Origin of the sequence: Shewanella inventionis (assembly GCF_019931735.1) — a bacterium.
Lineage (GTDB): Bacteria > Pseudomonadota > Gammaproteobacteria > Enterobacterales > Shewanellaceae > Shewanella > Shewanella inventionis.
In genome coordinates, this window is sequence record NZ_CP082926.1 from 1,208,576 (window position 1) to 1,229,607 (window position 21,032).

Here is a 21,032-nt window from a genome sequence, read left to right on the forward strand (position 1 = left end):
TTAAATGAAAAAACAAGATACTATTTTTGGCATCCATGCTGTTAAAGCCTTATTAGAAAACAGTCCTGAACGTGTGATTGAATTATGGTTGTTGCAAGGCCGTGATGATGAACGATTAATGCCATTAATTAATAGCGCTTCAGAGTTTGGCATTACCTTGCAGCGTGCTGCGCGTAAAGTGTTAGATGAAAAAGCATCTAGTACTCAACATCAGGGCATTGTTGCTCGTGTAAAAGCGGCTAAAGCGCTAACTGAACATGATTTAGATGCACTATTAGAAAACACAGCGGTTCCATTTTTACTTATTTTAGACGGGGTAACAGATCCACATAATTTAGGGGCTTGCCTACGTAATGCTGATGCCGCCGGTGTGCATGCGGTAATTGTACCCAAAGACAACTCAGTGGGTTTAACCTCAACCGTGAGCAAAGTGGCTTGTGGCGCAGCCGAAATCATTCCGTTGTTTCAAGTGACTAACCTTGCTCGCACCATGCGTCATTTACAAGATAAAGGTGTGTGGATTGTCGGCACAGCAGGTGAAGCTGATGGTAACGTGTATCAAGCTGACTTAACAGGCCCATTAGCGATTGCTATGGGCGCTGAAGATAAAGGCTTGCGTCGTTTATCGCGTGAAAGCTGCGATTCATTAGTGTCGATCCCTATGGCGGGTAGTGTGTCTAGTTTGAACGTATCTGTTGCGACTGGGGTTTGTTTGTTTGAAGCGGTAAGACAACGTCTTAGTGTTTAAGTATTAACAGTACCCAATAGCGATAATAAAAACGGCGATGTGATATCGCCGTTTTTTATTTGGTTATCGGCGTCTTATTTCATTATCAACATCTTCAAGATCGATATCGGCAGTGTCTTCGTCGTCATGTGCATATGCCGAATCATAATCGGGTTGCTCATCGTCTTCAGAACCATCATCTAGGGGCTCGTCAAGTCTATCAAAGGCATCCTGTGCAGGGAAAATCATCTGCTCGTTTACCATTTCAACATTGACCCTTGGATCTAGTGATGCCGCTAAAGGTGAGCTTACTAAGTCACCACCCGCCATAACATAATCACCCTTAGAGTGCTGTTCTGCTTTTTGGCGCTGATTAACCCATATTAACCTAGCGAGTAAGGTAAAGGAGCAAATTGCCATAAAGCCATAAAGCATTTGATCGCCCATTACCTGCATGAGTCCCGATGCGATGAGCGGCCCAATACTGGCGCCGATACCAAAGGTGACTAAAATGGTAGCTGATAGTCCGACTCGCTCATGCTGTTCTACTCGAGAGTTGGCTAATGCGGTGGCTAATGGGTATAGCGTAAATGCTAATATGCCAAACAAGCTGGTGAGAATGAGCGAATAAACTGTGTGAAATGGCACTAGAGTAATAATTAACACTAATATGCCTAACAATGTACAATTTATTCTGATCAGTAGGCTGCGAGAAATAATATCTGACAGTTTACCCATAGGCCATTGTGCTAATAAGCCAGCCAAAATAGTGCATGACATGTACATCGCAACGTGTTCAGGATCTATCCCTTTTGCTGTTGCGTATGACGGCGCCAGACCATAAAAACAACCTACTATCATACTGCCTAGGGCAATCGTTGATAACGCTTGTGGTGCGCGTTGCCAAAAGTGGCCCATTTTTAACGGGGCAGGAGTCAGTGGCTCAGGGTGAATTCGTCGAGTAATTGAAATCGGCACAATACACAGCGCAAAACAAATGGCAATTAACAGTAAAGGTTCAATACCAAGCTCTGGATACAGGCTAATGGCACCTTGACCTGCCATTAAGCCTAAGTATGAGACAATCATGTAGCTTGCAAAAACGGTACCGCGCTGATTGGTTTCTGATTGCTCGTTTAACCAGCTTTCTAGCACCATGTATTGACACATCATGCCCATACCTACAACAAGGCGTAGTATCAACCAAACGGTTAAGTTATCAATGAGTGCATGCCCCAGTGCAGAGGCTGTCACTATGCCTGCACAAGCAACAAAAGCACGTATGTGGCCCACTTGGGCAATGAGTTTATGACCTACTTTAGAGCCACACACCAAACCAATATAGTAGGCAGACATCATGCCGCCTATCCATATTTGTGGTACATCCATATTGGTTAGGCTTAAACCTAAATAGGTGGTGAGTAAACCTGCAGCCAGCACCATTAAAAATGTGGTGCTATACAATGATGCAAAACTGCGTAGTGGGCTGTCCATAACTGCGCCTCTAAAATTTCAGTAAAGCATATTCACTTACCGAATGAATGTCTTGTTTCGCTTCATTTCATCTGTGTTGAATCATTATTGAAACGTATATAACAAGTTGAATGTTGTCACTGTGTCGGTATTTCTACTGTCGTCAGGAACTACCTCAGTGTACTTGATGTTCATACCAATTTTAAATGCCCAATCTTGAATAAAGGTATTTTTGTAACTCATATCAAGGGTTAAGGTGTTATTGTCTAAACCTGTTTCAGCTGTTACATCGGCATTAAAGCTGGTGTACTCTTGCAATTTTACTGTGTATTTTGCTGCAGAACGGAGAATGACATCACGGTTTTCATCTGGAAAAGGCTCTTCGGTGCTGGCTTGAGGCTGGTCATAACGATAACCGGGGCCCGCTTCAAGACTTAATTTGGTTTTATAATTTTTAATTAAGTCAAAACCATAACCCGTTGAAATTGTTGTGACTCGAGTATATGAACCAAATTCATTCCAGGTAAATTCACCACGACCAAAAACATAGCCACGGTCTAATTTATAGTTAGACTGCAAAAATAATTCGTACTTTTCAGCAGTTGATTCGCTACCGTCGGCGGCATAGTAGACTTTTACTGTCCCTTCTTGCTTAGTTTTGAGCGAGTCGTAAGTAAGGTATGTACGACCGTTAAAGTTTTTGGTTTCATTATTACCGCTGTTGAGCTGTAAACCCGCTTCAACTTCTGCGTTAAAACTGGTGTCAGGTTCTTGATAATCAGGTGGAACTAACGCCCATGCCGGAGCTGATAATAAGAGGAGAAAGCATGTGGTAAGTAGATTTTTCATGGTCATCATTAAATTGCTTTATTTTGTGATGGCGTAAACGCAAGGTTTTTGACTGCCGACATCATACCTGCAATCAAGTTTGGTGAAAAGAGAGTTATTACTTGAGTTTCTGTTTCTGTTTCTGTATTATCGCGCGCTCAAATCAGTCACTTTAATTCGTTCCTTGCCTCCACATTGGTCTGACTGAGCCAGAAAAGAGGCTACTTAACCGTAAGGAGCAATAAATGCGTCATTACGAAATCGTATTTATGGTTCACCCAGATCAAAGTGAACAAGTCCCAGGTATGATTGAGCGTTACACCGGTGCCATCACCGCTGCTAACGGTACAATTCACCGTTTAGAAGATTGGGGCCGTCGTCAATTGGCTTACCCAATTCAAGACCTACATAAAGCTCACTATGTTCTTATGAACGTAGAAGCAACTGCAGAGTCTATCGAAGAGTTAGAAACAGCTTTCCGTTTCAACGACGCTGTTCTGCGTAACATGGTAATGCGCACTAAAGTTGCCGTTACTGAAGCTTCTCCTATGGCTAAAGCAAGAGACGAACGTGATTCACGTCGTTCATCTTCTGATGACCGTAGCAATGAAGAAGAAAGCGCTGAAGAAAACGCTGAATAATTTTTTCTGTGAATAACCACTTAACTTTGTCTGGCACGGTTATCCGGACCAAACAATTAAACAGCCCTAGCGGGATAAACCATACGGTTATTACGGTAGAGCATAAGTCACAACGTTATGAAGCAGAGTTATTACGAAACGTATATTGCATTATACAGGTGATATTAAGTGGCCCACGCTTTAATAGCGTTACAGATAAATTACAAGCAGGTGTGCAAGTTGAAGTTGAAGGGTTTCTTTCACTACAACAAGGACGAAATGGTCAAAACCGTTTAGTGTTGCATGCTGAAAATGTCGAATTGAAAACTTAGGAGACTGTCAAAATGGCACGTTATTTCCGTCGTCGCAAGTTCTGCCGTTTCACCGCTGAAGGTGTTGCAGAGATTGATTACAAAGATATCGTTACTTTAAAGAACTACATCACTGAAAGCGGTAAGATTGTTCCTAGCCGTATCACTGGTACTAGTGCTAAATACCAACGCCAACTAGCTCGCGCTATCAAGCGTGCTCGTTATCTTTCTCTACTGCCATATACTGATTTACATCAGTAATATTGCAGTATTAATTCCTAATCGAATAAAGAGGATTTGATAATGAACGTTATTCTGCTAGATAAAGTTGCAAACTTAGGTGGCTTAGGCGATCAAGTTTCTGTTAAAGCTGGTTATGCTCGTAACTTCCTTTTACCATACGGTAAAGCAGTTGTAGCAAACGCAGCAAACACTGAAGTATTTGAAGCTCGTCGTGCTGAATTAGAAGCTAAATTAGCTGCTGAATTAGCTTCTGCGACAGCTCGTGCTGAAAAATTAACTGCATTAGAATCAGTTGTTATTGCTTCTAAAGCAGGTGATGAAGGTAAACTATTCGGTTCAGTTGGCAACCGTGACATCGCTGATGCAGTAACTGCAGCTGGCGTTGAACTTGCTAAATCTGAAGTTCGTTTACCTTTAGGTGCTTTACGCACTACTGGTGACTTCGAAGTTGAAGTACAAGTACACGCTGAAGTTAAAGCTGTAGTTAAAGTATCTGTTGTTGCAGAAGCTTAATTACCTTTAGCTCCAAAAAGAACACCGCCTCAGGGCGGTGTTTTTTTTGGGTGATTATCACGTTTATACTCAGAGACCGCAGAGTTTAATATTGGTATTAGATTATAAATTTCAAAGGGATTGCGTTTTAGTTTATAGATTGTTAACTTCATGTTTTTACATACTCATAACAATAATATTCAATCAATCTGAAGACGCATGTTTAGAGCTTCACCGTGTTTTTAATGCTAAATGCGTTGGCTCGGTAATGTTAAGTACCTTATAAATTAGCGAAATAGTGCTCTTGATGTAACATCAGGGAAAACTGTGAAACTTCCAAAGGTTAAGTTTATACGTGTTTATGGTTTGGCACTTGTTAATTTAGCTATATTGGAAAGGGAATAATCATTACCAACCACAATACCTTACTTAAAAGCGTGTAAAGTGTTGCTCAAAGCAAGCTCCTTCAACTAGATTGAGTTAAATAAAGGACTAAAATGAAAACGTTTTTATTATCTATTTTGTGTATCTCTGCGCTTACTGGTTGTTCTACTTTTACGCCACCGCGTTACTCCATCGATGCTGATAACACTGTAGCATTAAGAAAAATCGAGTTGGGTGATATTGCTGTTGGAAACTTTACCGATCCAGCAAAAATGAGTAGCCAGTGTCGTGGAGCGGGCCCAATTGCTCCGCCGGATAAAGTGACTTTTGCCCAGTATATCCGCGAAGCTTTTGCTGATGAGTTAAAAGTGGCTGATTTATATAATGATGGCAGTTCGCCAAGAGTGACGTTAACCGGTACCTTGAACTCTTTGGTTTTTTCGTCGAGTAAAGGCTTAACCGGTGGGGAGTGGAATATTGATTTAACCTTAAACTCATCAAATGGCGCATCCTTAAATATGGTTGAAGCGTATGAATTTGAAAGTGGTTTTATTGCAGATACCGCCTGTAAACAGACGGCAGAGGCTTATATGGGGGCGGTGCAAAATTTGATCGGTAATATTGTAAGATCAGACAAGTTTGTTGAGTTGCTTAAATAGCCTAGCTAGGGTCAGTTGATTTTGCTGACCTTTGCATTGCAGAGCATTATTCGGTTTGATCAACTACAGCTTGTGGTGTGTCTTCCTCTTTGGGATCTGTAACCGTTTTTAGTTCTTGTTTAAGAGCGTCATTCGCGTCTGTAACAGCCTTTGGCACTGTTGCTTGCGGCGATGTTGGGTTGATAACCTCATTTGTCACCTTGCCGGTAACAGTAGCATCCTCTGTTTCAGGCACAGGTTTGCTATTGTTAGTCAGGTTATCTTCAGCAACAGCACTCTCTAGTGACTCGTTTAATGGCGTCTCGTTTACTGTTTGAGGCGCCGCATTTTGAGGCTCAACATTAGCTGGTGTTGTAGCGTTCTCTGCCGCTTGAGAGGCTTGCGCTGATGTTGGGCTTAAAGCCTCATTTGTCGCCTTGTCGGTAACATTTTCTGTTTCAGGCACAGGTTTGCTAATGTTAGTCAGGTTATCCTCAGCAACAGTAGTCTCTAGTGGCTCGTTTAATGGCGTCTCGCTTACTGTTTGAGGCGCCGCATTTTTAGGCTCAACATTAGCTGGTGTTGTAGCGTGCTCTGTCGCTTGAGAGGCTTGCGGCGATGTTGGGTTTAAAGCCTCATTTGTCGCCTTGTCGGTAACATTTTCTGTTTCAGGCACAGATTTGCTAATGTTAGTCAGGTTATCTTCAGCAACAGCACTCTCTAGTGGCTCGCTTGCTACCGGCTCGCTTGCTACCGGCTCGCTTGGTAACTGCTTGCTCGCAGGTTTAGGCTCAACATTAGCTGGTGTTGTAGCGTTCTCTGCCGCTTGAGAGGCTTGCGCTGATGTTGGGCTTAAAGCCTCATTTGTCGCCTTGTCGGTAACATCCTCTGTATTGTCTGATGTATATTCATCATTATTAAGAAGAGTCTCTGCTGGTGTTGTGTTGAGAGGTTGTTGTTTAGTGTCAACTGACGAGTCTAATAAGGCTGCAGATGGCAATTCAGCTTCAGTTGGTAGTGGGTTTTCAGACTCCGTTGTGTTGGCTGGCTCATCGATAACATCTTCATCTATGATGTCCTGAGTATCAGAATGTGATTCGGTATTTAAAGACTTAGCTTCAGCCTCAATTTCTAATACTTTTTGTGGAACTTCAAGCTCTTCACTGTTTAGCGGCGTTTCCAAGGCGTCACCGGTCGCGTTTTCTGTCGACTCTAGGACAGCGTCGGTATTTGACTCAGGCGCTAAACCTGTTGGTTCATTTAGCTTAGTTTCTGAGCCTGCACTTTCAGTACTCGTTGGCATGCTATGGGATTTATCATCTAGTTGTAACTCTTTGATAAGATTATCCGCATGGTCAACCTTGTCCATCATCCATAAAATGTAACGAATATCGACATGTACCGCTCGAGTAATGGTAGGGTTAAAGAACCAGTCTTTGGTAATTGCTTCATAGGTAGAGTCGAAGTTAAGCCCCACTAATTCGCCTTTGCCGTTTAATACTGGCGAGCCTGAGTTACCACCAGTGGTGTCTGCACTGGATAAAAAGTTAACGGGTACAGAATTGAAATCAGCAGGCTTGTCTAAGCAAGACATAAACTGACAGTTGTTGAAGTCTCGATAAACCGATGCGACACGGTGCTTGCCTAAATCATCTGATTTTATGGCGTTGAGTAATTTAGTGGGGACATTGTAGGGTTCTTTACCCGTATGTTTTGCTGCAAGTCCTTCAAGGCGGGTGAATGGCTGTTTATAAATTGCATCCTTAGAGAGGTACCCATCTACCATGCCATAAGTAATACGTAATGTTCTGTTTGCATCAGGGTATACTGGCCAATTATTTGATTTGTAGTAGTCAATGATTGCCTTCATGTATTCTGGGCGAGCAGATGAGAGCTTACCTTCTAGAATTTTTTCACTCTTTTCTAATGCCATATTTGTGTCATGAATGGCAACCGCTAATCGGATAAATGGGTCTTCACTTGTTTCAAAGTCAATGGCTTTTTTGGTCATCCAGGCTACGCGTTTTGATTGACTTTTTAGTTCAGTTAACGCGTATAAGGCTTCGACTTTTGCTTCTAAGGCTTCAAAGTTGTCGGTAATGCTGAGCGCCTTGTCAAACACTTCATTTTTATTTGGTTGTCTAACGTAGGCTTGTAAATCTTGCAACCACAGAGTTTTGTCTACCGCAGGATCAAAGCGACTACTGATCCGTCTTAACTCTGCTTTAAACATTTTCATGTCACGAAGTTGATACCCTGGCTCACGCTGATCGTTAGGTTTCTTTCTCTCTTGCGCTAATCGATACAATTTACTCGCCGCATTAAGCAGTTCACTCGATAGGGCATTTTTATAATAATAATGGGTTTGCATTTGTTGATGCTGTTCAGCAATCAATGCTTCTAAATCACTAATAATATTTTGATTGGCATTCGGATCTTGTTTAAGCCATGCTAAAAAGTCGTTTTCACGCTGTTGTTTAATACCGACAATATCGGTGGCGTTAAAACCATCGAGTAAACCATTATACTTTTTCATGCGGTTGGACATAGAGGCCAGAGTACCGGCGTATTTTAATGCAATACTTTTGTCAACTGCGCCCATAAATGTGATGGTATCAATTTGTAATTGATAGCGTTTTGCAAATGTAGGGTACATCCAGTCGCTGGCAAATTGCAGTTCGCTCGTGAGGTTATAGCGGCTGGTTGAGCCTGGGTAGCCCGCAACAAAAATACCGTCACCGGCTTTAACGCCATCAGCATTGATTGTTAAGTAGCTTTTAGGCTGGTATGGCACATTGTCTTTACTATAGGTTGCAGGTTTTCCGTCTTTGCCAACATAAGCCCGTAAAAAGGTAAAGTCACCAGAGTGGCGAGGATATTCGTAGTTATCAATGTCTCCACCGAATCCGCCAATGGTTTCTGGTGGTGCATAGACTAAGCGTACATCGCGAATGATGAGCTTTTTAGTGAGATAATACTCAAGTCCATGATGAAAACTGTCTACTTCGCAGCGGTAATTACTGTCGACCTCACATGCTTTAACTAATGCTTTGCTGTTGGCTTGAATGTTTTCAAAACGCGTTAACGGGTCATCACTTAAATTTGCCATGACTTGGTCGGTAACATCGGTGACTTCTTCGGTGATATAAAGTCGTTCGTTGGGGCCTGCCGACGGTTCTTCTGCCTGGGTATTAGCTAAAAAGCCATTTGCGAGATAATTATGGTCTTTTTTGCTGTTATATTGGATCCCGCGATATGCACAATGATGGTTTGTGACAACTAGGCCTTGGGGCGACACAAAACTGGCGGTACAATAGCCCAAGCTAACAACGGCATTCATCGGGTATTGACCTAAATCGGCTAACTGTGATGCTGGAATATCAATACCACGTTGTTGTAATTTGTCGGCTATAGACAGCATTTGATAAGGCTGCCACTGTCCTTCATCAGCAAGAGCAAAACAAGATGTCAGCACTAATGCTGCAACAAGTGCAATACGCATGTATTTTCCTTAATGTATTAATTGATTAACCGTTGACTGAGTCGTCGTTTTCATTCTAAATGACAGCAAATAAAGCTTAGACACGGTGTTATACCATATTTTATAAAGTCGTTGTAAATTGGGAGCGTGAATGTCACAACAAGGTGCTTTTAAAGCCAGAAATAGGCAAAAAGATGCAGAGGTCAATGCATTAAAACTGCCACCACATTCGATTGAAGCTGAACAGTCCGTTTTAGGCGGCTTAATGCTCGACGCCGAAGCGTGGGACCGTGTTTCTGAAGCGGTGGTACCTGAAGATTTTTATTCTCGTTCACATCGCATGATTTATACCGCAATGCAAAAGTTGATGGAGTCAGGCCAGCCGCTTGATTTAATTACCGTTTCTGAGCAACTTGAAATTGAAGACCAACTAGAAGATGCTGGCGGTTTTGCCTATTTAGGTGAAATTGCAAAAAATACCCCCAGTGCCGGCAATATTTTGTCTTACGCGGATATTGTACGTGAGAGAGCGGTTGTGCGAGACATGATTGGGGTCGCTCATGAAATTGCAGACGCCGGCTATAACCCTGAAGGGCGCGATTCAAGCGCTTTGCTTGATTTAGCCGAAACCAAAGTTTTTAAAATTGCTGAGATGCGTGCCAATGCCAATGAAGGGCCGGAAAACATCAAAAGCATTCTTGAAAAAACCGTTGATAAAATCGAGCAGCTTTATAATAACCCACATAATGGGGTTACTGGGGTGTCGAGTGGCTTCAACGATTTAGATAAAATGACCGCAGGTTTTCAGTCAGGCGATTTAATTATCGTTGCGGCACGTCCATCGATGGGTAAAACCACCTTCGCGATGAACTTATGCGAACAGGCCGCAATGAATGAAGATAAGCCCGTGCTTATTTTCAGCCTCGAGATGCCGTCAGAACAGATTATGATGCGTATGTTGGCCTCACTTGGCCGGGTTGATCAAACTAAAATTCGTACGGGCCAATTAGATGATGAGGATTGGGCGCGCGTGTCATCAACCATGGGTATTATGCTTGAGCAAGGCAAAATGTACATTGATGATGGTTCAGGCTTAACGCCTACCGAAGTTCGCAGCCGTGCTAGACGTATTGCACGCGAGCATGGTGGCTTGTCGATGATTATGATCGATTACTTGCAGTTAATGCAGGTACCCTCGTTAAAAGATAATCGTACGTTAGAAATTTCAGAAATCTCGCGCTCATTAAAAGCGCTCGCCAAAGAGCTCGAAATCCCGGTTATTGCTTTGTCGCAGCTTAACCGCTCGTTAGAGCAACGTGCCGACAAACGTCCGGTTAACTCAGACTTACGTGAATCGGGAGCTATTGAGCAAGATGCCGACTTAATTATGTTTATTTATCGCGATGAAGTGTATAACGACAACTCTGAAGATAAAGGCACCGCTGAAATTATTATTGGTAAACAGCGTAACGGCCCTATTGGTCGTGTCCGCTTGGTATTCCAGGGGCAATTCTCACGGTTTGATAATTATGCAGGGCCTCAATTCGAGGAAGATTAATTATTTATTATCCTGTATTTAATTATATTTTATGGTTGTTTATGATCTTCCGTTAGCGATATATGACTTTTTGGGCTAGCCAAATGGGTTATGTTTTTATTGTTTAATTAAGGCACTCTATTGAAACCGTTTCCTCGTGCAGAAATCAGCCGTTGTGCTTTGCAAAGTAATCTGGCACAGCTGCGTCTTATTGCACCCAAAAGTAAAATTATGGCTGTGGTTAAAGCCAATGGTTATGGCCATGGTTTATTAAATGTGGCTGAAAGCGTAGGCATTTTAAATTATGTCCAAAGCGTGGGGAAATACCATGGTGGCGCCGACGGGTTTGGTTTAGCTAGATTAGAAGAAGCGCTGCAATTACGCGAAGGTGGAGTGAAAGGAAAACTACTCTTATTAGAAGGCTTTTTTCGTCAATCAGATTTGGCCACTTTAGTTACTCATAATATTGATACCGTGGTTCACCATGAGTCTCAATTGCACATGCTCGAAACCATCAAGCTGGATAAGCCCGTTACCGTGTGGATAAAAATTGATACCGGAATGCATCGGATTGGATTTACTTTGGATCAGTTTGAAAAGGTGTATCAACGCTTACTTCACTGCCCACAAGTGGCTAAACCCATCCATTTAATGACTCATTTTGCCTGTGCAGACGAACCTGATAACCAGATGACGCAAGACCAAATGAACGCCTTTTTGCAGCTTATTGATGGCCTCGACGGCGACCGTACTTTAGCCAATTCTGCTGGCACGTTATTTTGGCCAACAAGCCAAGCAGATTGGATTAGACCGGGAATTGCGCTATACGGTATTTCACCTGTAGTGGGTGATAGAGGCGTTAATCATCGACTTATACCAGCAATGGAATTAGTGTCTAATTTGATTGCAGTACGCGATCATAAAGCGGGTGACAGCGTAGGGTATGGCGCATTTTGGACAGCCAAACAAGATACCCGTTTAGGTGTTGTGGCCATTGGCTATGGCGATGGTTATCCTCGTAACGCGCCAGAGGGCACCCCAGTTTGGATTAATGGCCGCCGTGTCCCTATTGTAGGCCGTGTGTCGATGGACATGTTAACTGTCGATCTTGGTGCCGATGCGCAAGACAATGTGGGAGATAGTGTTCAACTTTGGGGGAAAGCTTTAGCGGTAGAAGAAGTCGCTGAGCATATCGGCACAATTGCATATGAGTTAGTGACTAAGCTCACTCCAAGAGTTGTGGTTGAGTTACTCGACTAAATATAAATATAAATAAATAAAAATGCCCAAGGTACTTCAGTGTCTTGGGCATTTTTGTTTCGCATAGCTCATTAGGCTATTGCGCATCTTCAAAACAGATTTCAATAAAAGCATTACCGTGGTCATGGGTAAAAGGCATCAGAATTTTTTTACCACGCGCTTTATGAGAAATGGTATGGTTTTTACCAGACACGACAGCGGGAGTTGCCATATCAAAATCATAGCCCTTATCGCTGAGTAAATTTTTAGCGCCTCCAGTAACCATGTTGGTTATTTCACCTACTAAATCTGTTACTTCATCATTAATGGTGTCAGGCTTTTCCCCTAACATTTTGTTCATTATTTCAAGAATTAAGGATTGCTCAAAAGTAATAGACAGCGAGCCACGAGTTTTAGGCCCCACCATCCCAATCAACCCAGAAACATCACCTTTAGCGAGATCATGATTTTTTAATTGTGGTTTACCCGGCTTGAGATCCATTGTTGCCATTGTTGATATCACATTGATCAAAGAAACTAGAAATGGGTTGATGAATTCAACGTTCATAGGCAAAACAATCCTTCTACATTCAAAACTGCAATAGACACATTAAGCATGATCACATCAGCTTATTAGCATTAATGTACACTATATCAGTAAACTGAAATACAGGTTTAAGCTTAGAACACAAAAATGAAATTGAAAGCGACATTACTGGCACAGATAGTTTAATACGGCGGTTTAGTGTTGGTGGCTCAATATTTGATTGAATACAATCTTGAAAGCTTCAATTTTGCAAGCTACATGAATAGAGGTTAAAAAATCTTACATGGTTTAGTTGTGGTTACTGACCAAATCTAGCGTAAAAATTGATGGTGTTTCTCGTTGATGGGTTAGTGATATAATCAGCTCAATCAGCAAAAGAGACTATTTTAGGTCACAATCATATTGACCCATCATCAGTTACACTCCGTAGTAATAATTAACATTTGTTGTTCGATTCAATAACACTGTCGAAAGATGTGTTTATCAATGCCGTAGATTATGAGTATAAATAATTCAGTGAATATTACACCAAAGCCAGACACGCTCGATCGCACCTTTTCTATAGCACCTATGCTGGATTGGACGGATCGCCACTACCGTTACTTTGCACGTTTATTGTCAGTTAAAGCACTGCTTTATACTGAAATGGTCACCACTGGGGCTATATTGCAGGGCAAGGGTGACTATTTGGCTTATAACGATGAAGAGCATCCGTTGGCTTTGCAGTTAGGTGGCTCTAATCCTATTGATTTAGCCGCTTGTGCCAAATTGGCTGCTGAGCGAGGCTATGATGAAGTCAATCTTAATGTAGGTTGCCCGTCTGACCGCGTGCAAAATGGTCGTTTTGGTGCCTGTTTAATGGCTGAGCCTGAGCTAGTTGCTCAGTGTGTCGATGCGATGAAGCAAGTTACTGATATTCCCATAACCGTTAAAACCCGCATTGGTATTGATGAACAAGACAGTTATCAATTTTTAACAGATTTTATTGAAATCGTGAATGCAAAAGGCTGTACTGCATTTACTATTCATGCGCGTAAAGCGTGGTTGCAAGGCTTGAGTCCGAAAGAAAACCGTGAGATCCCGCCGTTAGATTATGAGCGCGTGTATCAGCTTAAACGAGATTACCCACAGCTTAATATTAGTATTAATGGCGGTATTAAAACCCTTGAGGAAGCCCAACTGCATTTAGCACAGCTTGATGGTGTGATGGTTGGGCGCGAAGCGTACCAAAATCCGTATATTTTGGCTCAGGTAGATCAGCAATTATGCGGTACAAGCAGCCCTATCATTACTCGTGAGCAAGTGATTGAGAAAATGCTGCCTTATATCGAAGCGCATTTGGCTCAAGGCGGTCGTTTGAATCATATCACTCGTCATATGATTGGTTTGTTCCAAGGGTTACCGGGTTCGCGTGGCTGGCGACGCCATTTAAGTGAAAATGCCCACAAGCCGAATGCTGATATCAATGTGGTTTTAAAAGCCGCTGAATTTGTTGAGCCCCAGGCTCTTGCTGAGTCACAGGCTTAGTACGTTTTATCCCAATAGGTATTCTTTTCCCCAAGCGCCTTAATTTAGGCGCTTTTTTAGTGTTAATCCTTCCACAGACATTTTTTTTACCTGTAAATAATTTTGATATTAAACGTACTGGTCATTTTAACCAACTTGGTGGTTATTTTTACTACCTGTTGGTTTTTTGTACGTGAGTCCTGTTCATTAAAAAAGGGTGGGCGCTTAAATAATAGCTAGGTAAATCAGTGGTTTTTTGTGTTTTTTAAAAGTTGGCACGTAGCTTGTAATACCCATGGTGTAATCAACTAGACGGGTGTTTAGTTGCCATTAACCAACACAAGAAAGGATGCCACCATGTTTACATTAACTTCAAATATCGTTCGTCGTACTGTTCAATTATCTGTTGCTGCCGCAGTGCTCGTTACGGCAAGTGTTTCAGCACAAGCGGATGAGGTTTCTTTGAGCAATACGCTTAATTCACTTGAGCAGAACATCGCTCAAGCGAGCCAAGAAATGATTTCAACGGCTAAACAAGAGTTTCTGTTGTCGTTACAAACTCAAATCGCTGAGCAAGTTTACGAGGTCAATTCAAGTTTGGCGCAAGTGTCATTAGTTGGAACCGAAGAAAACAACACCGCCATTGCAGCAAAAACTGCAGAGAATAAGTAATGGATTGGCTGTTAAATTTGGGCTTGGTGCTGCCATTAATGTCGTTGCTATTATTGCCGGTAATCAGTTTTGCATTTTTTGCTATGTTAGTCAGCCAGCTCGAATGGCCTAACATTAATGACCAAGCTTAAGAATCCAATAATCAATATGAGTATACTGATAAGCAAGTGACTAACATCAATCTTGTTATCAATTTTAAACTAGGAGAATACGATGAGTCGTTTAATGAGTCGATTGCAAGATGAAGCAAGGATAGTGTGCGGTGTATCTGCTAATTTAGCAAAGCAGTATGGCTGGTCATTACTGTGGACCCGCGTTGTGACGATGGGGTTAGTGATCACCAATCCAGGTATTAGCTTAGCGGCATATTTTATTGTGGCCGTTGTCATGAGCCAAAAAACCTCACGTTTTTAATGCCCACCCCGGAAGGTAGAGGGGTGAGCATAGATGATTATTTATTTAAAAAAGCCTTAAATCGCTGCTTAGCTTCATCGCTTTGTAAACGCTGAGCAAATTGTACAATTTCTAATTTCATTTGAGCTTTTACTTGAGCTCGATTATGACGTAAAAGTTGTTTTGATGCTTGCATGGATAAAGGTGGCTGGGCCGCCAATTTTTTTGCTTGTGTTAGGCTAAAATCAATCAACTCATTGTGTGGAACAACACGATTGATTAAGTTTAATTGCGCTGCGGTTTCGGCATCAAAAGTGTCGCCTAATAAAATGAGTTCAGCCGCTTTGTGCTGGCCTACGATCGATGGTAGTAATATGCTTGATGCTGCTTCTGGTACTAAAGCTAAATTGACAAAAGGCATTTGGAATTTGGCCTTGTTGTCTGCATATACTAAGTCGCAATGGAGCAATAATGTTGTGCCAATCCCTACCGCTGCACCGGTTACAGCCGCAACCACAGGCTTTTTTAGATCAACCAAGCAAAACAAGAATTTAACTGTTGGGTGATTATCATCTAATGCACCACTTTGCAGGAAATCTACGATATCATTACCTGACGTAAAACAATCGTCTGTGCCATGAAACATAAAGGCACGAATGTCATTGTCGGCTTCGCCTTGGATCAGGTATTCTGTTAACTGCTGATACATTTTTAGATTGAAGGCGTTACGTTTTTCTGGACGATTAAAACTGATGATGCGTACACCTTGATCATCTCTTACCTGAATATAACTCATTCGTGACTTCCTATAGTGAATGCGAGTGGGGTTTACATGGAGTTTAAGACATTGAAAGTAATATTCAAACACCTGTTTAACTTTTTAGTGTTATCATCATTGTCATTCGCAGCATCAGCTAACGTAGTTCTTGTTGATGGATATGTTAGAGCAATGCCTGCGAGTGTGCCCAATACTGCGGCTTATTTTACGTTAGAAAATCATACTGCAAATGCAGTCACTTTGATTGGCGTTAATACTAGCGTAGCCAAAGAGGCACAGTTGCATACGATTATTGAAGAAAATGGCATGGTAAAAATGCGCCAGGTTACAGGGTTTTCAATCCCATCTCATGGTTCGTTAAGTCTTCAACCTACCGGTGACCATATAATGTTATTGTCGTTAACGGCCCCATTGGTGGTAGATGATAAAGTACCACTAGAATTAATTTTTGAAGATGGTCAGCAACTTATTATTGAGTTGCCTGTCTTAAAGCAGGCTGCTCAACGTAGTGAACAAGCAGACCATCATCACCATCATTAAGGAGTGATATTGATGCAAGTTTCAAGGAATAAAATAGTAGGCGTACTAGGGATATTTTCGTTAGTGCTCTATGTGATTAGCGTTTGGTGGAGTTTTGAACCTGACACCATTGAGCCTATTTCAGCAAAAACAGATAATACGCAAAAAATTGTCGGTTACAGTACTACCAGCTCATTGATTTTAACCATGGAGGCACTGCTTGATAAACAAGGTGGGTGGTTGTCAAATGATATTATGCCACCGTCACTTATGATGGATAACATGCCCGCATTCGAGTTTGGTGCTTTAGAACAAGTGCGTGATTTAGCCTTAATTATGCGTAAAGAATTTAGCCGTTCACAATCTCAGTCTACTGCAGACAATGATTTGCTTGCTGCGCACTCTAAGTTAAACATTGAAAACACCAGTTGGTTAGTTCCTAGCGCTGAAGGCGAGTATCGTGAAGCGATAAAATTACTGAAACTTTATCGCGCTAAGATTAGTGATGCTAACAACAATAATGCTCAATTTTATGCTCGTGCAGACAACTTGAACGAATGGCTTAAAGAAGTGCAAAAACGTTTAGGCAGTATGTCGCAACGTTTGTCGGCAAGTGTGGGACAAGAACGACTTAATACCGATTTAGCAGGCGACAGCTCTGCACGTCAATCTACACCGGGTTTATCGAGCAGTGAAATTAAAACGAGCTGGTGGAAAATTGACGATGTATTTTATGAAAGCCGTGGTTCTGCATGGGCTTTATTAAACTTTATGCGTGCGATTGAGGTTGATTTTGCTGATGTGCTTGAAAAGAAGAATGCTGAGGTGAGTCTGCGCCAAATTATTCGCGAACTTGAAGCAACCCAGCAAACCGTATGGAGCCCTATAGTGCTTAACGGAAATGGTTTTGGTTTAGTGGCTAACCACTCATTGGTGATGGCAAATTATATTTCGCGTGCTAATGCTGCGGTTATTGATTTAACTAACTTACTTTCTCAAGGATAAAGATGAAAAAGACGCTTCTTGCCACCGCCGTTGTGGGGTTACTCAGCATGTCATCGGCGCATGCGGCAAATGTTGTAGGTTTTAAAATTGGCGCTGATTATTGGCTCGCAGATACGACTAATTCATTTAATGATGACGATGGCGTTGGGCACAGTTTTTCAGATGACTCGTCACAAGGCAGTGTGTGGATTGCTGTTGAGCATCCTTTACCGTTTGTGCCTAATATTAAAATCCTTGAAAATCGCCTTGAATCGAGTGCAAACCTAGATAATGTGGACTTTACATTTAATGGTAATGCATTTGAAGGTGAGGTGTCGGTTATCAATGAGCTTAATAATACCGACTTTGTACTTTACTACGAGATTTTAGACAACGATTTAGTGTCTGTTGATCTTGGTGCTGCTTACAAAAAAATGAATGGGTCATTAACCGTTGCCGATGCCGGCCACCCTGAGCTAATTGACATAGACAGTGGTGTGTTTATGGGCTATGCCAGTGCCCAGGTTGGCGTTGCAGGTTTAGGACTGTTTGGTTTTGCAGATGTGTTATTTGGTGTTGATGAGTCAAACGTTTATGACTACGGCCTGGGTTTGGGGTGGCAGTTTGATAACCTTGCGGTTGATACCTTGGTACGTGTCGGATATCGTGACTTTAATTTTGATGTAAACGATTTTTCTGATGTGTCGCAAAACACTCAGTTTAAAGGTGCGTTTGCAGGTATTGAGTTGCGTTTTTAAGTTAAAATGTACACTAAAAAACCGCCAAATTGGCGGTTTTTTTATTTACGATTATGGTTAATCAAGCCATTACTGCTGGGCAATTAATCCATTGTTAATCGATATAATGTCATCTTCGTTCAATGTACCAGCAGCCTGTTTAAGTGCTAGGATTGATTTTATATAGCCATAACGAGCATCAGACAATTGGCGCTTAGAGTCGTACAAGTCGCGAGTACGGTTTAGTACATCTACAATCGTACGGGTACCGACTTCAAAACCAGCTTGTGTTGCTTTTAACGCGCTTTCAGATGAAATTACCGATTGCTCATATGCCTTAATAGAGCTAATAGACGCCGTAACGTTATTAAAGTTATTACGAACATTTTTGGTCACACTGCGGTGAGTCTGTTCTAACAACTCACTTGCTTCTACATATGCAAATTGAGCTTGCTTAACTTGCGAAGACACTGCGAAACCTTCAAATAGTGGCACGCTTAACGTTACGCCGATATTGGTGTTGTCATAATCAGGGCCAGGGGTTTGGTCTACGCCTTTGTTATATCCTGCAGATAAACTCAACGATGGCATATGACCTGCTTTGTAAAGGCTGATGGTTTCGTTAGCAATATCTTTGGCAATGCGCTGAGTCATTAAATCAATACTGTTGGTTTCAGCCATTTTTAGCCATTCTGCAGAAGAAGCTGGCATTGGTGCGCCCGCAGAGAAACGGTTTGTGTCTAACACATTAATCGATTTATGATCTATGCCGGTAATTTCACGCAAAGCTTCATAGCTGTTATCTAGGGTGTTTAAGGCTAAAATTTCGAGTGCTGAGGCTAAATCATATTGTGCTTGCGCCTCGTGTACATCAGTAATTGCCGTTAACCCTACTGCAAAGCGTTGCTTAGTTTGCTCTAGTTGACGCTCGATAGCTGCTTTTTCTGCGCCTTGGAACTCGTAGTTATCTTTAGCGGTTAATACATCAAAATATGCGCTGGTTACACGAGTAATTAGCGATTGCAATGTTGATGCATAAGCAGAATCGGCTTGTGATGCCGCCATTTCAGCTAAATTTAAACCAACCCATGCACTATGATCGTATATGACTTGGCTAAGGCTAACACCACCGGTTAATCCGTCAGTGTCTACTGTCGGGTCGTTCCACGCTTTGGCATAACCAACATTAGCACTAATTGTTGGCAGTAAAGGCGCGCGGTTTTCTTCGATGCTTTCATATAATGCATCGCGCTGCGCTTTTGCTTGTAATACGATAGGGTCGCTAGTCAGTGCTTGCTGATAAATTTGTAATAAATCGTCAGCTTGTGCTGCTGGAGCTGCAATAGCGAATGCTAATGCTGCGTATAATGATCCAATTTTGAATTTCATTTGCTGCCCTTTTTAGACATTGCCTCATCATAGAGAGGTGTTAAATAACTGATTAATTTGGTCATGCTGCACGATTAAGGTTAGGGTAGATAGTAAAGCAATCTTAACGTGGCAATCTGTCAAAGCTGTGTGCTCGATGTTTTAAGTGCTCAATGTTGTAAAAATACTTCACAATACCAAATGCATTACCCAATTGCATTGTGCACTATTTTTATATCTACCATGCACTCTAAATAGTATTGATTTTTTGTTTTTCAAGTCAAATTTGAAGTGTAACAGATTTTATTTTTTTTAATCCGTTTGTATACGTTACAGCGGTAGCTTTTATCTCGGTAATGATGTGATTTAACCTATTAAAATACGCTGATGTTAAGCGTTTGTTTAATCTGCAAGGAAAAGTATGTCAAACAATCTCCAAGTGTCGGCATTTGATGCAAGTTCTGATTTCGAACTTATCTCTAAAAAAGTGCTGTATAAAGGTTTTTTTCAATTAGATGAATACACTTTTAAGCATAAATTATTCAAAGGTGGTTGGAGTGGAGTGGTGACCCGTGAGGTGTTCGAGCGCGGCAGTGCTGTTGTGGTACTACCTTATGATCCTATTCGTGATGAAGTGGTATTAATTGAACAAATTAGGGTTCCTGCATTAGCAACTACTAAATCAATCTGGCTTCTTGAGTTAGTGGCAGGTATGATTGAGCCGGGCGAATCTCCTGAACAAGTCGCCACCCGTGAACTTGCCGAGGAAGCAGGCTTAACATTACAAAGTTTAACGCCAATAAACAGCTACTTAGTAAGCCCAGGTGGCACTACCGAGCGTTTTTATTTGTTTTGGGGTCATGTCGATGCCACGAAAGCATCTGGTGTGCATGGGTTAGATCATGAGAATGAAGATATTCGCGTGCATGTCGTTAGCCGCCAACAAGCCTATGATTGGGTAAATGATGGCCGTATTGACAACGCCTCTACTGTATTAGGTATTCAGTGGTTAATGCTGAATTACCAAACGATTCGTGAACAATGTTAACTTTTTAGAAACAAAGATTTGCAGATAGGAAAGATTGAGTGACTGTGTCGAACCATAATAAAAAGCAAAAATATCAACCGAACGTCAGCGCATTTTTGGCGGTATGCGGTAGAAATTACGCACATATTTTAAAATGGTTACCAGAGCAATTTAACCTCAACGAGCCTTGGCAAGTTGAGGGTGAATTTGGCTCGCTTTTGGTCAATATTATAGAAAACACTAAATACACTCAGTTAGTCGAAATTACTCGCCCTATACCAAATGGACATTTTTTTAAATCCCCAAAAGCACTTGTTCGTATCTACCATGACGCCCAATTAGCAGAAGTGTTAACTAGCCAACAGATTTATCGCTTAAAGCCAGTGTATGATTATCCTAATATACATATGCATCATAGTGATGAGAAGTTTCAGGTGAATGCATTTCTTGAAGAGCTGTTGAAGATTGGTGTTAGGAGAGTGGCTTGCCAATCTTAGATTATTTAATTTTTATTGTATTAGGGATCTT

The 21,032-nt window shown here is 41.7% G+C and carries 22 protein-coding genes and 1 pseudogene; 17 read left to right on the forward strand and 6 right to left on the reverse strand.

What is annotated here, in order from left to right; genetic code table 11:
* The first annotated feature begins 4 nt into the window (after positions 1-4).
* On the forward strand, positions 5-748 hold the full coding sequence (gene rlmB / locus K8B83_RS05570; RefSeq protein WP_188736381.1) for a 23S rRNA (guanosine(2251)-2'-O)-methyltransferase RlmB: 744 nt from the start codon (positions 5-7) through the stop codon (positions 746-748).
* Between the two features lie 63 nt (positions 749-811).
* On the opposite strand, the gene K8B83_RS05575 is transcribed toward rlmB, so the two are convergent.
* Positions 812-2,221 carry an MFS transporter gene (locus tag K8B83_RS05575; RefSeq protein ID WP_188736383.1) on the reverse strand — a complete coding sequence of 470 codons (1,410 nt, stop codon included), beginning with the start codon at positions 2,219-2,221 and terminating at the stop codon, positions 812-814.
* 84 nt (positions 2,222-2,305) lie between these two features.
* Positions 2,306-3,058, reverse strand: coding sequence for a DUF481 domain-containing protein (locus tag K8B83_RS05580; RefSeq protein ID WP_373284853.1), 753 nt, complete (start codon positions 3,056-3,058; stop codon positions 2,306-2,308).
* 215 nt (positions 3,059-3,273) lie between these two features.
* On the opposite strand from K8B83_RS05580, the gene rpsF reads away from it, so the two are divergent.
* From rpsF to K8B83_RS05605, 5 genes are all read left to right on the forward strand, one after another.
* Positions 3,274-3,669, forward strand: coding sequence for a 30S ribosomal protein S6 (gene rpsF, locus K8B83_RS05585; protein ID WP_188736386.1), 396 nt, complete (start codon positions 3,274-3,276; stop codon positions 3,667-3,669).
* Between the two features lie 8 nt (positions 3,670-3,677).
* Positions 3,678-3,980 (forward strand): primosomal replication protein N, encoded by a 303-nt coding sequence (priB, locus tag K8B83_RS05590; RefSeq protein WP_188736388.1) that lies wholly within the window; start codon positions 3,678-3,680, stop codon positions 3,978-3,980.
* 12 nt (positions 3,981-3,992) lie between these two features.
* A complete protein-coding gene (gene rpsR, locus K8B83_RS05595) occupies positions 3,993-4,220 on the forward strand; it encodes a 30S ribosomal protein S18 (protein ID WP_006083042.1) in 228 nt (75 codons plus the stop codon).
* 42 nt (positions 4,221-4,262) lie between these two features.
* Positions 4,263-4,715, forward strand: a complete 453-nt coding sequence (gene rplI, locus K8B83_RS05600) for a 50S ribosomal protein L9 (protein ID WP_188736390.1) — start codon at positions 4,263-4,265, stop codon at positions 4,713-4,715.
* A gap of 476 nt (positions 4,716-5,191) precedes the next feature.
* Positions 5,192-5,737, forward strand: a complete 546-nt coding sequence (locus K8B83_RS05605; protein ID WP_188736392.1) for a hypothetical protein — start codon at positions 5,192-5,194, stop codon at positions 5,735-5,737.
* Between the two features lie 1,300 nt (positions 5,738-7,037).
* Here the strand turns inward: K8B83_RS05605 and K8B83_RS05610 are convergent.
* Positions 7,038-9,218, reverse strand: a pseudogene (locus K8B83_RS05610) (S46 family peptidase); the annotation flags it as partial.
* Between the two features lie 130 nt (positions 9,219-9,348).
* Between K8B83_RS05610 and dnaB the strand changes: the two are divergent.
* Both dnaB and alr read left to right on the forward strand, forming a co-directional pair.
* Positions 9,349-10,755: a replicative DNA helicase gene (gene dnaB, locus K8B83_RS05615; RefSeq protein ID WP_188736397.1), complete on the forward strand. Its 1,407-nt coding sequence runs from the start codon at positions 9,349-9,351 to the stop codon at positions 10,753-10,755.
* 120 nt (positions 10,756-10,875) lie between these two features.
* Complete coding sequence (gene alr, locus K8B83_RS05620; RefSeq protein WP_188736399.1) at positions 10,876-11,994, forward strand: alanine racemase; 1,119 nt, start codon at positions 10,876-10,878, stop codon at positions 11,992-11,994.
* A 76-nt stretch (positions 11,995-12,070) separates the two neighbouring features.
* On the opposite strand, the gene K8B83_RS05625 is transcribed toward alr, so the two are convergent.
* Entirely contained in the window at positions 12,071-12,541 is a 471-nt protein-coding gene (locus K8B83_RS05625) for a chemotaxis protein CheX (RefSeq protein ID WP_188736400.1), read from the reverse strand.
* Positions 12,542-13,018: 477 nt separating this feature from the next.
* On the opposite strand from K8B83_RS05625, the gene dusA reads away from it, so the two are divergent.
* The 4 genes from dusA to K8B83_RS05640 all read left to right on the forward strand — a co-directional run bounded on the left by dusA (position 13,019) and on the right by K8B83_RS05640 (position 15,112).
* Entirely contained in the window at positions 13,019-14,047 is a 1,029-nt protein-coding gene (gene dusA, locus K8B83_RS05630; protein ID WP_188736402.1) for a tRNA dihydrouridine(20/20a) synthase DusA, read from the forward strand.
* Between the two features lie 336 nt (positions 14,048-14,383).
* A complete protein-coding gene (locus tag K8B83_RS05635; RefSeq protein WP_188736405.1) occupies positions 14,384-14,698 on the forward strand; it encodes a hypothetical protein in 315 nt (104 codons plus the stop codon).
* Positions 14,698-14,829 carry a hypothetical protein gene (locus tag K8B83_RS21625; protein ID WP_263283586.1) on the forward strand — a complete coding sequence of 44 codons (132 nt, stop codon included), beginning with the start codon at positions 14,698-14,700 and terminating at the stop codon, positions 14,827-14,829. Before K8B83_RS05635 ends, K8B83_RS21625 begins: the two co-directional genes overlap by 1 nt.
* Positions 14,830-14,911: 82 nt before the next feature.
* Positions 14,912-15,112, forward strand: a complete 201-nt coding sequence (locus K8B83_RS05640; RefSeq protein WP_188736407.1) for a PspC domain-containing protein — start codon at positions 14,912-14,914, stop codon at positions 15,110-15,112.
* A 37-nt stretch (positions 15,113-15,149) separates the two neighbouring features.
* On the opposite strand, the gene K8B83_RS05645 is transcribed toward K8B83_RS05640, so the two are convergent.
* On the reverse strand, positions 15,150-15,887 hold the full coding sequence (locus tag K8B83_RS05645; protein WP_188736408.1) for an enoyl-CoA hydratase-related protein: 738 nt from the start codon (positions 15,885-15,887) through the stop codon (positions 15,150-15,152).
* Positions 15,888-15,923: 36 nt separating this feature from the next.
* On the opposite strand from K8B83_RS05645, the gene K8B83_RS05650 reads away from it, so the two are divergent.
* From K8B83_RS05650 to K8B83_RS05660, 3 genes are read left to right on the forward strand one after another with little or no spacing between them, the layout of a single operon-like run.
* Positions 15,924-16,409 carry a copper chaperone PCu(A)C gene (locus K8B83_RS05650; protein ID WP_188736411.1) on the forward strand — a complete coding sequence of 162 codons (486 nt, stop codon included), beginning with the start codon at positions 15,924-15,926 and terminating at the stop codon, positions 16,407-16,409.
* Positions 16,410-16,421: 12 nt separating this feature from the next.
* Positions 16,422-17,393 carry a DUF2333 family protein gene (locus tag K8B83_RS05655; protein WP_188736413.1) on the forward strand — a complete coding sequence of 324 codons (972 nt, stop codon included), beginning with the start codon at positions 16,422-16,424 and terminating at the stop codon, positions 17,391-17,393.
* Positions 17,394-17,395: 2 nt separating this feature from the next.
* Positions 17,396-18,130 carry a TIGR04219 family outer membrane beta-barrel protein gene (locus K8B83_RS05660; protein ID WP_188736414.1) on the forward strand — a complete coding sequence of 245 codons (735 nt, stop codon included), beginning with the start codon at positions 17,396-17,398 and terminating at the stop codon, positions 18,128-18,130.
* A gap of 69 nt (positions 18,131-18,199) precedes the next feature.
* Here the strand turns inward: K8B83_RS05660 and tolC are convergent, their stop codons facing one another.
* Complete coding sequence (tolC, locus tag K8B83_RS05665) at positions 18,200-19,498, reverse strand: outer membrane channel protein TolC (protein WP_188736416.1); 1,299 nt, start codon at positions 19,496-19,498, stop codon at positions 18,200-18,202.
* Positions 19,499-19,898: 400 nt separating this feature from the next.
* Between tolC and nudF the strand changes: the two genes are divergently transcribed.
* Together nudF and K8B83_RS05675 are read left to right on the forward strand one after the other, a co-directional pair.
* Positions 19,899-20,525, forward strand: a complete 627-nt coding sequence (gene nudF / locus K8B83_RS05670) for an ADP-ribose diphosphatase (protein ID WP_188736419.1) — start codon at positions 19,899-19,901, stop codon at positions 20,523-20,525.
* Between the two features lie 38 nt (positions 20,526-20,563).
* Positions 20,564-21,001: a DUF1249 domain-containing protein gene (locus tag K8B83_RS05675; RefSeq protein WP_188736421.1), complete on the forward strand. Its 438-nt coding sequence runs from the start codon at positions 20,564-20,566 to the stop codon at positions 20,999-21,001.
* Positions 21,002-21,032 lie beyond the last annotated feature (31 nt).

Coding starts and splice junctions, on each gene's coding strand:
- K8B83_RS05650 (WP_188736411.1), top strand. CDS start 15,924: ATGGAGTTTAAGACATTGAAAGTAATATTCAAACACCTGTTTAACTTT.
- K8B83_RS05580 (WP_373284853.1), bottom strand. CDS start 3,058: ATGATGACCATGAAAAATCTACTTACCACATGCTTTCTCCTCTTATTA.
- rpsR (WP_006083042.1), top strand. CDS start 3,993: ATGGCACGTTATTTCCGTCGTCGCAAGTTCTGCCGTTTCACCGCTGAA.
- dusA (WP_188736402.1), top strand. CDS start 13,019: ATGAGTATAAATAATTCAGTGAATATTACACCAAAGCCAGACACGCTC.
- dnaB (WP_188736397.1), top strand. CDS start 9,349: ATGTCACAACAAGGTGCTTTTAAAGCCAGAAATAGGCAAAAAGATGCA.
- K8B83_RS05575 (WP_188736383.1), bottom strand. CDS start 2,221: ATGGACAGCCCACTACGCAGTTTTGCATCATTGTATAGCACCACATTT.
- K8B83_RS05660 (WP_188736414.1), top strand. CDS start 17,396: ATGAAAAAGACGCTTCTTGCCACCGCCGTTGTGGGGTTACTCAGCATG.
- rpsF (WP_188736386.1), top strand. CDS start 3,274: ATGCGTCATTACGAAATCGTATTTATGGTTCACCCAGATCAAAGTGAA.
- rplI (WP_188736390.1), top strand. CDS start 4,263: ATGAACGTTATTCTGCTAGATAAAGTTGCAAACTTAGGTGGCTTAGGC.
- rlmB (WP_188736381.1), top strand. CDS start 5: ATGAAAAAACAAGATACTATTTTTGGCATCCATGCTGTTAAAGCCTTA.
- K8B83_RS05605 (WP_188736392.1), top strand. CDS start 5,192: ATGAAAACGTTTTTATTATCTATTTTGTGTATCTCTGCGCTTACTGGT.
- K8B83_RS05635 (WP_188736405.1), top strand. CDS start 14,384: ATGTTTACATTAACTTCAAATATCGTTCGTCGTACTGTTCAATTATCT.
- K8B83_RS05625 (WP_188736400.1), bottom strand. CDS start 12,541: ATGAACGTTGAATTCATCAACCCATTTCTAGTTTCTTTGATCAATGTG.
- K8B83_RS21625 (WP_263283586.1), top strand. CDS start 14,698: ATGGATTGGCTGTTAAATTTGGGCTTGGTGCTGCCATTAATGTCGTTG.
- K8B83_RS05645 (WP_188736408.1), bottom strand. CDS start 15,887: ATGAGTTATATTCAGGTAAGAGATGATCAAGGTGTACGCATCATCAGT.
- tolC (WP_188736416.1), bottom strand. CDS start 19,498: ATGAAATTCAAAATTGGATCATTATACGCAGCATTAGCATTCGCTATT.
- nudF (WP_188736419.1), top strand. CDS start 19,899: ATGTCAAACAATCTCCAAGTGTCGGCATTTGATGCAAGTTCTGATTTC.
- K8B83_RS05655 (WP_188736413.1), top strand. CDS start 16,422: ATGCAAGTTTCAAGGAATAAAATAGTAGGCGTACTAGGGATATTTTCG.
- K8B83_RS05640 (WP_188736407.1), top strand. CDS start 14,912: ATGAGTCGTTTAATGAGTCGATTGCAAGATGAAGCAAGGATAGTGTGC.